Raw genomic sequence first — 13697 nt, 5'->3', positions numbered from 1 at the left:
AAATTCCAAGCTCCAACCAACAAGCTCCAAACAAATTTCAAATTCCAATGCATCAAATCTCAAACACGCACGTCGTGTTTGGAAATTGAAATTTGAATCATTGGAATTTGTTTGGAAATTGTTGGTTGGAAATTGGAGCTTCGTCGTGGTGTGACGTCGGATGTCGGTGTTGGCAATTTCGTAAAAAATATTTGCTCGCGGAATGGCAAAAAGGGCGTCACCACTCTGGCAACGCCCTTCGCGAGCTCGTTAGAGCTTGACGATATTACAAAGACGCTCCTCCTGCCTCAGGCGAAGTTCGGCGTAGAGCCGCGGATTCCGCATTGCAAGAATTTGAAGCGCCAAAAGAACTGCGTTCCTCGGATCAAGGACCGTCGCAACCGGTGTTTCGCTTGGCGTCCGGAGCGACGACCATACGTCTTCGGGAAACTCCCGCCATGTTGCCGGAACCGTAATTACCGGAACGATCGCCTGTGCTGAAAGTGTCGGGCCGGCACCGTTGCTTCTCCCGCAGTATGCTATCACAACAGAATCGGGAACTTCCTGGATGAGGCGTCCGATTTCTTCATACGCCCGCACGGGCTCTTTATGGAGCGAGCATGTCACGACATGCACCCCACAGACGCCTTGGGCTCCATACGAAACGAGTGCTTCCCCGAATGGCTTCAGGCCATCAGACTGTGACGCTCTCCAGAGGATGAGCCTCTGACGCGGCAGTCCGAAATTTTCTGTTAGGTCTGCCACCAGACGATACTTCGCAGCAACGGTATCAAGGTCGCTGCCACAGCGGTAGAGCTGCTTGTCAAGATGTCCCCCGCCGTCGAGTACCCGCCACGAGTCGTTGTCAATCACGTCCGCGAGTCGTAGGTCGTTGCATACGTTTCGTCCGAACTCCACCTTGAAGTCCACCAGCCGTCTGCCAACAAGCTGCCACGCTTTCTCCAAAATGAGAAAGGCCTTGAGGGCAATCGTGCCCATTTCCTCGAGGACTTTCGACGACCCCCGCAGAGGAAAATCTTCGAGGGTGAGGAACGGCGTCTGTTGGTGGATCGGTTGATCCGGCACGTAGAGAGACGCGCGGTCTCCATCGAAGCGTAGGAATGGGTCGTCTTTGGGGAGATCAATGTCTTTCCAGTGCCTCCCCGACGTCTTGAGAAAAAACTCGAGGAGCAGACGCGGAAAGATATGCCCCTTCGGAAGTCCCGGATGCCGTTTGAGGAAAGAACCGTGCGCTTCTCGCCTCACCACTACCTCGTAGGGGATCATGGCGCAGCGCTCGGCGAGAAATCGTGTCTCGTCTATTTCCTCGACAAACGCCACCGGCAGTCCGCATTCTTTGAGAAGCCGGAAGACGTTCGATGTCGTTCGGTTCGAGAGCGACGCTTTACCGTTGATGACATCGTGCTTTGCGCCGTCACCGGCAGTCAAATCATCTTTCGACTCGACGACAACGTGCAACGGCTGTCCTTTTGTTTCCCAAATTCTTTTCGTCTTCCCTTCTGATGCTAATCTTCCTGCGCGTACACTGTCCATTTCACCCTTCCTTTTTGGTCTATAATTCGAGTTTCTGTTTCCACCGCTCGGCGACAGCTCTTGCTTTCTTGGCGGCGATGCCGGTGTAGAGAGACGGACTCGACAGAATCTGCCGTTGGTACGGCGTCATCTTTTTGAGGTAGTCCTTCACCTCAACATCGCCGACGACCACTTCTTCAAGCGGTCGCTTCTCGCGCTCCGCTTGAAGAGTAAGCGTCCGCACCTTCTCGTGCGCATCGGGGTGTCCCTGCGCGGCAAGAATGAGCTGCAACGGCTCGGCGACAATTGCTCCTTTTGTCATCTCGAGGTTCTTCAGAAGGTTCCCGCGATCAACCTTGAGCTTGCTCATTGTTCGCGTGAGCCGCTTGGCCATCGAAACGACGTATGCGATGATCTCGCCATACGTCCGCCCAGACGCAGAGTTGGTTAGGTCGCGCTGGTGTTCGCTGATCTGGTCCAGGAACACCGTTATGATTCGCGGCAGGACCACCTTCCATAAACTCTTGGCGTTCTCGAAGTTTATAGGGTTTCGTTTTTGCGGCATGGTTGAAGAACCGACTTGCGCCGCCTCAAACTCCTCGCCCACTTCTCCGATCTCCGTCCGCTGGAGATGTCGCATGTCATCGGACAAATTGGCGAGAATACCCGCTGCGATTGTAATTTCGCAGAAAAGACGTGTCAGTGCCTCCGGCGGCACGATTTGCGTCGAGTGCTCGGCTGGCACGAGTCCCAACTCGGCAAGCACTTCCGCCTCGAAACCTTCGGGGTCGTCGAAGAACAGCGAGGAAGCATTGTACGCTCCAACCGCCCCTGAAAACTTGCCCGGAAGATTCGCGGCGAGTGCTTTCAGTGCTTCAATGGACCCGCCAAGACGACTGACATATTCGGCGAGCGCGAAGCCAAACGTAATCGGCACCGCGTGCTGGCCGTGCGTCCTGCCGACCTGCACCGTTTCCGCTTCGCGGAGCGAGATGTCGATGAGCACTCCTTCCAGTTTTGTGAGCGAAGGAACCAGTACTTGCTCGACGACGTCTTTGTAGCGAGCGGCATTCGCCGAATCAATAATATCGCACGAAGTCGCCGTCATGTGCACGTACGGCTTTGCACTTTTACTGACTTTGACGAGAATACGATTTACGAGCGCACGGATGTCATGTCGAATTCGATCTTCTTCCTCGTACACTTCCTCGGTGGTTACTTGGCCGCAAGCCGTCTCAACTTCTTGGACAACTTCCGTGGAACACAGTCCGCGGCGCGCGAGAGCTCTCACGAGAGCACGCTCCACGAGGAGCTTGTAGCGAGTGAACCCGTTCTCGGAGAGATACTTCGCCACTTCTTTATCCCAGTACCGGTAGTCAGCCGGCGAGAGACTGTCGAATACATCACGCATTTTCACGTGTGTTCTCCTGTCTTATGCAATTATCAAAGGTCACTGCACCAATTGTAATTTACCACTTCTGTCTATTTTAGCCACCTTTTGCGAGCCAAACCATTTTCGCGCGAGGGGGGGGTTATGCAAGAGGTCTATTCTGAACGAGTTGAAAAATTTGCAATAATAATGCGATCGCATAGTTATTGCAAATCTTTTATTTTTCAGTTTCATCATCAGTTTCATTAAAAGGAAGCAGTCAGACGACGCTACGCCGTGAGTGCGTAGCGCTTCCCCGTCTTTTCGACGAGTCCGTCGCGCGCGAGCGAGGCGAGCGCGCGACGGATCCGATCGCGCGGCAGCGTCGAAAGACGCACGAGCTCAGTCTCCGACATCGCGCGAACGACAAGAAGCTTCAGCGTGCGGCCGCGCGCTTCGCGCGCGGAGCCGCGAAACGCGCTCTGCCGCGCGTATTGTGTGCTCGCGCGCGAGACGTTCCCGACCGTTTGTTTGAGATGTGCGCCATAGTCCATGAGCGCGAAGTACCACTCGCGAGGATCGCGGCGATCAAGCGACGCTCCAATGAGCGGTAGGAGCTCACGGTCGCTCACTCCACTTCCCCGCCTGATGCGCTCAGCAAAAAAATGGTGGATAAAAACCGTGCGGATGTTCGTCTCGAGGAACACCGTCGGCTCGTCAAACGCAAAACAGAGGATCGCCCGCGCCGTGTACGCGCCGACGCCCGGAAGCCGCTCGAGCGCCGCAGAGCGCCGCGGCACGCGGCCGCCATGCTCGGCCAGAATAATTTCCGCCGCTGTCTTGAGGAAAAGCGCACGGCGGTTGTACCCGAGGCCGGACCAGGCACGAAGTACCTCGGAGAGCGACGCCTCGGCAAGGGCACGAACAGTCGGGAAGCGATGGAGAAACTCGCGATACTTCGACAGCACTCGTTCAGCTTGCGTCTGTTGGAGCATCACTTCGGAGACCAAAATCCGGTACGGATTTCTTGTCCGTCGCCACGGCAAATCCCGCCCCGCCCGACGATAATAACGCCAGACAACGCGACGCAACACTCTGATGCGGTCCGGCTTCATAACGCGCTCCATTATACAAAAAAAGCGCCCCACTATCCGTAATGAGGCGCCAATGGTTGGACGGCGGAACCCGGTACGCGGGACTAAACGCCTAGGACTGCAACGGTCCGAAATGGGCAATGCCAGGATCGGCAAATGGACCTTTGAGCCGCGGGCCGGTCGTATAGGGATGGGCACCCGACTGCTCACGTATGCGCACTGTGTAGAGGCCACGCTTGGGGTCGATGAGGACGACGCTAAAGCTCGAATCGAGATCAGACTCTTGCACTTGCAACAGCTGCGCTACCTCGGCCATTGTCGGCTGACCATCTGGCGCTTCGATCGTGTACATAACATTCGGCATAAAGTACCTCCTTCACTCTGCGGCGTACTAAAATCGATCACCCTTGCCATACTGGCGACAGAAAAACTCGATCGGCGTATCGTCAACGCCAATATCATCGCCAAGAGGACGGCGGTCTTGGTCAAGGAGCGTAAATACGCTGAGCGTGGGGTTCTGCACATCATTCATGCGAAAGAGCGTCTTTCCAAGACGTATCGCCATTGTTCAACCAAGAGTGCCGCAGAGGTAAAACGTCTGGTACGGCACTATATCGTTGCCCCCGTGGTATACAACACCAATCTTCAGACCAAACCCCGGCAACCCCCAGCACCATGCGGCAAACGGTGCCCACACTCTCTCACCGGCGCGTACCACGCATCGTGTATAAAAAATGAACATGCGGAGAGCCGGCCGTGACTTTCCAAACATCGTTTCAAAAGGCATCTCGGCACGATGGAGGTCAACGCGCTCCAAACCAAGCCGTTTGACGAGCACCTCGCTCGGTGACGTCACCGTGTAATTAGTGACAGGAAACTCAAAACCGTTAATGATCAAAGTCGACATCATCGTGTCCTCCATTGATAGTTTTTTTCTACAGTGAGTGTAGCACAAAAAACAAAATCGGCAGCGGGTATAAAAACACGCTGCCGACACAACTGTAGCCCCCCACGCTTCCTACGATCGAGCCGAGGGCGGCGGAAATATGGGGCGCCGGTCAGGCACGAGCATTTCAGAATAACCTTTTTTTTACTATTGACGCTTACTCAAAAACAACCACGTCGCCGGCGGCTATTCCGTGCTCCGCGACAAACCCCGCGCTCGCCTCAATGACATAGCGCACTTTCCCGCTCGGCACAAATGACAGCGGATACGTCTCCGGCGCCATCCGCTCCACAAAGTCAGTGATCCTGCCCTTTGAATCGAGCCAGAGCACATCAATCGAGAAGAGCATGTCTTTCATCCAGATTCCGTACGCACCATCCTCCGGGAACACCATGAGCAGAGCTTTATTTTCCGCGAGCTTCTCGCGCCCACTAAGGCCTCGGGTACGTGCCTCGGTTGATGTTGCTACCTCGAGCTCGATTAGGGTGTCTGGGCGCTCAAAATAAGCAGTTTTTGGGATAAAATCAAGCGCAATAGCATCTCCTTCCCCCGCGGAATAGCGCGAAACGATAAATAATATGGCAGCAAGCACAACAAGTACGGTGCCGACCAGTGCCTGTAAGCGCCTGACTCGTCTTTTTGGTGGGAAAACCGGTCCTTTATCTAGCATACACTTGATTGGAGCGATATTTTTCGTGAGATGGTAGAATTATACAACTCTGCTCGAACATTTTTTGAAGGGAACTGACCGCCTCCGCTTCCCGCCTGCGCCGAGGCTTCGGCGGGCAGGCGCTCCGGCGGAACGCTCGGGCGCGGCGGAATTCCTCCCACACCATTCCGCCGTGTTCTTGCGGGGACGGACGGGATTTTTGGCGACGGTTGGTATACAAAATCAGTCTACAAGAGTAAACTCAATATTCAGGCAGTTTTTTTGTATAGATATTTTTGTTAAGCAGTATATTATAGCATAGACATACTGAAGTGCTGTCTGACCCCATTCACATTCCACATTCACATGTCCATTCGTGTCAAGCCACAGACTATTAAGTTTGTACGGTGTACGCTTTTATACCAACCCTAGCCATTAAGGCTGATAATGCCTATACAGTATAGCGTGATTGGGGGAAAGTCGGAACTACTTCTAGGGTATACTATCTTTGCGAATACGACGAAACACATACCTACGATATCGCATAGTAGGGCTTATAGAAGCGATGAAGAATGGAAGACGCCGATGTAGCTTAATGGTAAAGCAGAGCCCTCATAAAGCTCAGAAGGAGGTCCGATTCCTCCCATCGGCACCATAACGTCATTTCAGTGAGCACGTGGACATGATCGGGCATCACGTGTCCTTCGATTATTTCACATTCCTTCTGTTTTGCCAGTGCGTGAAGGATTGTTCCCCGTGCTTTTCGCACCTTTCCGAACAGTGCATCTTTTCTCATCTTTGGTAAAAGTCCTCTTTTCGCTTTCCGCTCGCTTGTGATTATACATACGTTTCATTGCAGTCGGCATACTATAACGCTGCGGCATTTTTGAGTAACGCATACTCAACCTACATCCGCATCTCGACGGCGATGGGGGTGGGACTGCGGATGCGACTCTTGAGCGCGTGCACAAGCTCGAGAAGCTCGCGGTTGCGGAGCGCGATGAGGGCCGAGAGCGCTACAGTGACGCCGCCGAGTGCGGCAAGAGCGACGTGGGTGAGCACTCCCCAGAATGTCGAGAGGGTGACCGCTCCAGCAAAGAGCCGTAGGATGAGAAGCACGGTGCCGCCGAGGAGGACGCTCGCGAGTGCGCTCTCAAAGAGGCTTCCGCGTATCTCGCGAAAAAGCCCGCCGACTTTCCTCTCAAAAAATATCCAGAGCGCCGTAGCGCCCGCGAGTGACCCGATGCTGAAGGAGAGCGCGAGCGCAAGCGTGCCGCTCCCGCGCACTCCCTCGATTCGAAAGATCTGTTCGACGAGTGTACGAAGAGCAGTGTGTTCCTCAAAAGATCGCACCGCGAGCATTGCAAAGGCGATCGTAATAAATGCGGAAAAAAATTGGGCCATGAGCGGCTTCCACGTTTCGCCGAGAGCGTACCATGCGCGTAATAAGAGTATATTCACCGACTGCGCGACGATTGAGAGTCCGAACGCGGCGAGCAGGGCTGCAACGAGCCGCGTGGCGTCCCAATCAAACGCCCCGCTCCCGAGGATAAGCCGCACGAGGTGCGCCCGGAGAACAATAAACAAAACTAAAACCGGCAATGACCAAAAAATAACGTGGCGCAGCGCTGACGCCACTCGCTCGAGGAACACCTCACGCTCGCCACGCGCCGCAAGGCGCGCGAGTGTCGGGAATGCCGCAGTCGCGTACGCAACGCCGATGATAGAGAGCGGCACGGACTGGAGGTTGAAGCTAAGCGAGAGGGCAGCAACCGAGCCTTGGGAGAGACGTGTCGCAAGAGAGACGAGAACGAGCATGGCGATCTGCTGCGCTGAGAGCGCGAGCGAGCGTGGAAGCGAAAGCACGAATACGCGGCGCACGTTCCTAAACGCCGGCCGCAGAGTAAGGCGCGGCAGTAAGCCGCGCCGCAGGAGAAACGGTAGCTGGATCGATGCATGGAACAAGGCCCCCAGAATAACGCCAGCGCCAAGCCCTCCGAGACCGTAGATAGGATACAAAAACAGCACGCCGCAGATAATGCCGACATTATAGAAAAGCGGCGAGAGCGCATAGAGCATAAACACGCGGTGCGTCTGTGTGATGCCCGCAAAGAGGCTCGAGATGCCAAGGAGAAGCGGTGAGAGTAGGAGCATGCGCGAGAGCTCTACGAGCTCGCGCGCCGCGAGCTCCGTGGGGAAGCCGCTGAAGAAAATCCGCACGAGTGCCGGCAGCGCAAGATAAGCCAGAGTGCACACGAGGAGCATCGCGACGAGAAAGACCGTAAACATGCTGTCAAGAAAACGCCGTGCCTCCTCCGAGCCGCGCTCAAGCACCCGTGCAAGCACGGGGATCAGGACCGAGAGTGAAACGAGCGAGGTGAAGCCGACGAAAATCAAATCCGGGATCCTGAATGCCGCAAAGTAGAGGTCAAGCTCGGTACTTGCGCCGAAGGTATGCGCGAGGAGTCGGTCGCGCAGAAGGCCGAGGAGCTGCGAGGCCAGTGCCGAGCCGGCCAAAAGAAGAGCGGCCGAGTGAAGGCCGCTCGTTTCTCGAGACAAAAATGAAAACAGTTTGCGAACCATACGTGGTTGCCCGTTGGAGAATTCAAACACCACCGAGTATCTAAATTTCCAATTTCCAAGTAACCAATTTCCAAACAAATCTCAAATTCCAAAAAATTAAATCCCAAACACCACTACCATTACGAGTAGCCGCGTCGTGTTTGGAAATTGGAACTTGAAGTTTTGGAAATTATTTGGAAATTGTGAATTTGGAAATTGGAAATTCGTGAACCTTTACTCTTCCGCAATCGGCAGCTCCTCCCGCTCCTCCGGCGGCTTAACGTCGGCACCCGCGAACGGTTCGCGGCCCGCACGCAAATTGGCCACAACCGTTTTCACTTCCGCGTTGTCCGGATTGTACCGCGCGACGACCTCAAACTGCGTAAGGGCGTCGGCGGTGCGGCCCACTCTTGCATACGAGAGGCCAAGGAAGTAGCGCGCATTTGCATACACGTCATTGAGCAAGACCGCACGCTCGAAGGCGGCAATCGCGTTATCCCATGATTCTCCATTGTAGCGCAGAAGCCCGAGTTGGAAGAAGATAAGGGGGTTGTTCGGCTCAAGGAGTGAGGCGGATTCGACGCTCTTGAGAGCCTCGTCGAGATTGCCTGCGGCGATATCGAGTTGCGAGAGGAAAAAGATGGCTTCTGAGTAATTATTTTTCATATTGAGCGCATCCTTGACGAGATCCCGCGCCGAGCCGTTTTCCCCTCGTGCCGCCTCGAGCCGCGCTAGAGCAAGGAGGATCGCCGGATGTGTCGGATTCAGGGCACGAGCCCGATCATAGGCATCCTTCGCCTGCCCGTACGCACCTTCAATCTTGAGCGGCACAATGCTCGTATAGACATCGCCGAGCACAAGCCAGTTCTGGTATTCGTATTCATTGCGCTCCATAGCCGCGCGCGCGCGGTCTATAGTAGTGCCGAGCGTCGCGCGAAATGCCTCTCTCCCCGCGTCGGTATTGATCTCTTCACGAGCGAGGAGCTCCGAGAGCGCCGCAAGCCCGAGCTGCGCGCGAGCGCGATCTATGATCGTAAAAGCGTGAATTTTTCGGGCACGAGTGAGGGGTGCGTCAGTTTCCTCAACGCCCGCACCGGCGGCACGGACGATCGTCGCCCGTTGATAGTAGTACATCGCGAGAGCACGTTTTGCATAGGCACCAACGCCAACGAGACTGACAATCCCGAGTGAGACCAGTATCGTTGCGCCTACGAGGCTCGCCCTCGGGCTCAAAAAACTGATCGTGCGCTCCCCGAGCATCTTCTCAGACACAAGTACCGCAAGAAAAAGTCCGGTGAAAAGGAATGTGAGCGCGACCGTCGGCGGGCTTGGCACATAGATCACGAGAATGATCCAGCCGTAAAGCGCGCCGACAAAGGATGAAACCAGGAGATAGAAACCGAGAGGATCCTCGCGCAGCACAAAGAGAGCTCGAAAACCATGGTAGCAAAATCCGATAAGCACAGTGAGAAGCACGGCAGCGCCGAGGAGCCCGGTGGTAATCAGCATCGTCGGCAGAAGTCCAACACCAAGCGAGAAGTCGACGGCCCAGAATGGAGTGCTGTTGATGCCTTCGGGCTTAAGCCTGTGCCACTCGGCGAGGAAGTGGTTCGGCCCGACGCCGAGTATCGGGTGCGCCAGGAGCGTCTGCCGCGCAACAGCGAGCGTTGAGGTCCAGGACGGCCGTGCCTCAAGGTGCACGACCTTGAACGCGGATGAGATCGCCGAGCCGAGCCGGTTATCGTCCATATTTCCGGTAAAGATAAAGACCGATGCTACCACAAGTACCGCAAGTGTCGCGATCGGCAGCTCGCGGCGAATGTCCGCAAGTCGGGGCGCCTCGCTCTTACCCTCGCTCGCTCGCGCGGCTCTGCGGACGCCGCGCCTCAGTGAAAATCGGTACACGGCGAAAACGATTGCAAGAGCACCGAGCACGGTCCAGACCGCAAGGAAATTCACCACCGCAAGCAGAAACAGCGCGAACGCAAGCAGGATCGAGAGCAGGACGCGGACCAACGGACGCACGGTCAGAAACTCGAGCGATGTGAGCGTGAGGATCGCGATGAGCCCAAAAAAAATGCCGAGATCATTCCATTTGCCGATAAGATTCGCAATGCTCGTCGTAAACGTGCCGCTGAAAGCGAGCGTATCAAACCCGAAGGAGAGTCGAGCCATCTGAAAGAGCGCGACGACAAAAAACGAAGCGAGCAGCGCTGCATAGATTTTAATGGCGTGTTCGCGGGTACGCACGGAGACCGCGGTGACCAATGTAAACAGCGCGCATAGCAGGAGGAACGCGACCGTATCCGTCTCAAACCCACCGCCAAAAAGCGCGGTACTGAATGAACGCGCCCAAACGGCTGAAAGGAGCGAGACAATCGGAAGGAAGAGCAGCGCATAGAAGAATAGAACGCGGGGGAGGGTCACCTCCGCGGTGCGGAGACGCCCCACAATCCACATGACCAATGCTCCGACAACAAACACCGCGAGCAGGACTACCTTCGTGAGCTGAAAGTGGGACGCGGGCGAGGGGAGGAAAAAAACCGGCAGCAGAAACGTAAGCCCCACCAGAGACCAAAATGGTAGGCGCGACAAAAAGCCATCTCGTTTTCTGTGAGACTGCGCCCCGCTATCGCTCTCTAGTGAAGAGAAATTTTCTCCTGTGTCGTCTGACATAAATAAAAACTGTCTCGGTCAGCGGCAAACAGTTACCAAGAAAAAGTTGCTCGTTGCACACTGCTGGACTCATTATTACTCATAAGTATTAAGTATAGTGCACAACCACAAAAAGAAAAAACACTTGACGCAAGGCTTTATATGCTGTCTGACAAGAAAAAATGAAGCGGCCGCCTGATACGATAAGGTTCATGCGCTATCGTATCATTACCTTTCGCGCCCCGCTCCCCGCGAACGCTGTCGCTTCGTTCATACGAGAGCACCGGAGCGTAACGCGCTTCTTTGCTCCGCTTGCGCACGCGCTCGATCACTTTATCGAGGAGAAACTTCACCATAATCTCGACCGACTCGAGGCGCTCGCGCACCCGAATGAAGACTTCCTGCTCGCCGACCCGCGCCGCCCGATTTTTGTGGTTGCCGACGGAGTGACGCTTGAGTTCAATCCGGACGGCACCTATCCCCTGCCCTCCGGAGCCGCTCGTGCGGCCCGCCTCTTTTGTATGGACGCGCTCAAGAGCGCGCGGCGGCGATATAAACATTTTAGCACAAGCGACCTCCCCGCCATCTTTCGCGCTGGAAATGCAGCCGTGAGCGAGTACAATCACTCCCGAGGTAGAGTCCCCGGCGCGCTCGACTACTGGGGAAAAGATCTCTTCACCACGACGGCTGCTTTTGCGATTCTCGCACCGCCACGTCGGTGGACATCCGATGTCCACCGATCAGGAAACAGTAAACGGTTACTTTACTGGGCCTCAATTTGCGACAGCTTTGTCGCGCACTACGACTCACATGGCTCCCTCAAATTCCGCTCTCCCGAATGCTGGCCGAGTACTCCCGAGCGCCGCTGCTTTCCCAAAGACTGGGAATCACGGCCGGAAGAAGAGCGCAAAAAAGAACTCCGCCGCCTCTACCGCAACGGCTTGGGGCCGAAAGGCGAACTCATCGGCTACGGCGTCGCGACTGGCGAGGACGCCGCGGAGCCCTACCTTAACACCGGCACGCTCAGAGTCGCGCCAGGCGACCTTGTCTTTCTCTATACCGATGGCTTCGAGCGTTACTTCGACCTCCCAGAATTCATCGACCTTTTCCGCCGCTGGCCCCACAATCTAAAAAAAGAACTCCATCACTTCAGTGAGGAAAAAGCGCACGAAAACGGCGCTCTCTACTCCCACGACCGGACGCTCGTTGTTTTGAAATTTGACGCAGATAAAATTTAATGATTCGATTGACACGGGTTGTTCCTTGGCAAATGTCTTCCCTGGAGGGTAGTAGATGCAAACAGTGAAGGAAGTGCGCGTGGCACAGAAGCGCTGGTTTATCGTACCAATGGCGTTTGGGCGAGACAGAGAAATTCCAGTACCGGATCCGGAGGGAGGGAGCCGATGCGAAAAAGCATTCCGGCTCGCGAAGAAAATTGGCGATAGGCGTGATAGCGTCTGGATCCTGCTCGGGGCCGCCATACCGCATCGCTATGGCGAGCCGTTCGGCGAGCAAACACTCGCAGATCTCGCCGAGCGGTGGCTGATCAATCGCGCGTGGGAGCCGCTCCAGATCATAAAAAATCCGAAAGGCAACAACACCCGCACGGAGCTTCTCGCGATCAGACAAGTGGAGCGGTGGGACAGACGCTTACGGTGGGGCGGCGAAAAAAGCATACGCGTTCGGATCGTGACCTCGTGGTGGCACGCGCCACGCGTATGGCTTGCTGCGTTCATCATTTTTCACCGGCCGATCCGTGTCTCCATGGCCCGTACGAAACTTTCCTGGCGCTCTCTTGCAAAAGAGCTGCCAAAAGAGCTCGCCAAGCTCCTCTGCGAAGGGCTGTGTACTATCGCGAGTATACGGCGTGCGCGCAGCAAGTAGCCCGTAGAAGTACGGCCATCGCGGAGCCAGAGTTTCGGGCGGCACCAACAATGGTGCCGGCCGAAACATGCTAGAATGGCGGAAAGGAATAGGAGTATGCGAATCATTATCACCGGTTCAGCAGGAACGATCGGGAGAGTCCTCGTGCGCGGGCTCACGACCCGATACGAGATTGTTGGTGTTGATTCTGAATATTATGGGGCTAGGCTCGGCAAAGACGACGAGCAATGCATAGCGCTCAACCTCGTGCATGAAGCAGTGCGCTTCAAGACGCTTGTCGCAGAGACAGAGCCAGACGCTATCATCCACCTTGCGTGGAATATACGCGAGGGTGGTGGTGGCCTACCCGGTCGGCTTGACTATGCGACGTGGGACGCGCACGAGATGAATGAGCGCATGGTACGGACAGTGCTCATGGCAACGACGACGCATAAGGTGCCACGCCTCATCCTCGCCAGCAGTGTGCATGCCGCAATCGGCCACCTCGGCGGCTACGAGTATCCGGCAAGTATCCGTGAGAAAGACCGACACGGCGCTTTCCACCGCAAAACCAAAATCAGGGTCTCGGATGGCCCCGCGGCCTCAGGGCTCTACGGCGCAACGAAAGTCTGGATGGAGGAAGCAGCCCGCGCGGCGGCAGCGGAAGCAGGCGGCGCGCTCACTGCAATCGCCGTTCGCTTCGGCAACGTCCGTCCGGACGACAACGCGGCTCAGAGCGAATACCCGTTTTACCTCTCGCACCGTGATTGCGTTCAGTTTATTGAGCGATGCCTTTCGGCGAAGAACCTCCGGTCATTCTCGACATTCTTCACCGTCTCCGACAACGCCTGCAACCCGTTCAACATCTCGGACGCCGAGCGCACGCTTGGCTATAAACCCCAGGATGGCACGAGCTGTCCTTTTCGGTAACGCCGACATGAACGTAGAACCCCGCTACATTATTAAGCCCCGCGTGCATGCACGCGGGGCTGCTGTATAAAAATATTCACGCTGGGGCGACCTCTGTTTTGACTTGCGAGCAACAAA

Annotated in this window: 12 protein-coding genes and 1 tRNA gene; 4 read left to right on the top strand and 9 right to left on the bottom strand. The window is 55.7% G+C overall.

Annotated features, from left to right (window positions below; all coding sequences use genetic code 11):
• Window positions 1-249 precede the first annotated feature (249 nt).
• From Q8R39_02375 to Q8R39_02345, 7 genes are all read right to left on the bottom strand, one after another.
• Window positions 250-1533 (bottom strand): phosphoribosylaminoimidazolesuccinocarboxamide synthase, encoded by a 1284-nt coding sequence (locus Q8R39_02375; protein MDP3735252.1) that lies wholly within the window; start codon window positions 1531-1533, stop codon window positions 250-252.
• Window positions 1534-1552: 19 nt separating this feature from the next.
• Window positions 1553-2923, bottom strand: a complete 1371-nt coding sequence (locus Q8R39_02370) for a lyase family protein (GenBank protein ID MDP3735251.1) — start codon at window positions 2921-2923, stop codon at window positions 1553-1555.
• Window positions 2924-3171: 248 nt separating this feature from the next.
• Window positions 3172-3996: an A/G-specific adenine glycosylase gene (locus tag Q8R39_02365; GenBank protein ID MDP3735250.1), complete on the bottom strand. Its 825-nt coding sequence runs from the start codon at window positions 3994-3996 to the stop codon at window positions 3172-3174.
• 91 nt (window positions 3997-4087) lie between these two features.
• Entirely contained in the window at window positions 4088-4339 is a 252-nt protein-coding gene (locus tag Q8R39_02360; GenBank protein ID MDP3735249.1) for a hypothetical protein, read from the bottom strand.
• Window positions 4340-4366: 27 nt separating this feature from the next.
• Complete coding sequence (locus Q8R39_02355) at window positions 4367-4540, bottom strand: hypothetical protein (protein MDP3735248.1); 174 nt, start codon at window positions 4538-4540, stop codon at window positions 4367-4369.
• 3 nt (window positions 4541-4543) lie between these two features.
• On the bottom strand, window positions 4544-4885 hold the full coding sequence (locus Q8R39_02350) for a hypothetical protein (protein MDP3735247.1): 342 nt from the start codon (window positions 4883-4885) through the stop codon (window positions 4544-4546).
• A gap of 193 nt (window positions 4886-5078) precedes the next feature.
• Window positions 5079-5591 carry a DUF192 domain-containing protein gene (locus Q8R39_02345; protein MDP3735246.1) on the bottom strand — a complete coding sequence of 171 codons (513 nt, stop codon included), beginning with the start codon at window positions 5589-5591 and terminating at the stop codon, window positions 5079-5081.
• A 560-nt stretch (window positions 5592-6151) separates the two neighbouring features.
• Here Q8R39_02345 and Q8R39_02340 point away from each other — a divergent pair.
• Window positions 6152-6225 (top strand) — tRNA-Met (locus Q8R39_02340).
• 251 nt (window positions 6226-6476) lie between these two features.
• Here Q8R39_02340 and Q8R39_02335 read toward each other — a convergent pair.
• Window positions 6477-8153, bottom strand: coding sequence for a lipid II flippase MurJ (locus tag Q8R39_02335; protein MDP3735245.1), 1677 nt, complete (start codon window positions 8151-8153; stop codon window positions 6477-6479).
• A gap of 213 nt (window positions 8154-8366) precedes the next feature.
• Window positions 8367-10808: a tetratricopeptide repeat protein gene (locus Q8R39_02330; protein ID MDP3735244.1), complete on the bottom strand. Its 2442-nt coding sequence runs from the start codon at window positions 10806-10808 to the stop codon at window positions 8367-8369.
• Between the two features lie 191 nt (window positions 10809-10999).
• Here Q8R39_02330 and Q8R39_02325 point away from each other — a divergent pair, with 191 nt between their 5' ends.
• The 3 genes from Q8R39_02325 (at window position 11000) to Q8R39_02315 (ending at window position 13580) form a co-directional block, all read left to right on the top strand.
• Window positions 11000-12025, top strand: a complete 1026-nt coding sequence (locus tag Q8R39_02325; protein MDP3735243.1) for a hypothetical protein — start codon at window positions 11000-11002, stop codon at window positions 12023-12025.
• A gap of 55 nt (window positions 12026-12080) precedes the next feature.
• Complete coding sequence (locus tag Q8R39_02320; GenBank protein ID MDP3735242.1) at window positions 12081-12671, top strand: ElyC/SanA/YdcF family protein; 591 nt, start codon at window positions 12081-12083, stop codon at window positions 12669-12671.
• Window positions 12672-12767: 96 nt separating this feature from the next.
• A complete protein-coding gene (locus tag Q8R39_02315; protein ID MDP3735241.1) occupies window positions 12768-13580 on the top strand; it encodes an NAD(P)-dependent oxidoreductase in 813 nt (270 codons plus the stop codon).
• Window positions 13581-13697 lie beyond the last annotated feature (117 nt).

Source organism: bacterium, assembly GCA_030697645.1.
GTDB lineage: Bacteria > Patescibacteriota > Minisyncoccia > Phycocordibacterales > VMGT01 > JAUYPI01.
This window is presented reverse-complemented; position numbering and strand designations above follow the sequence as displayed.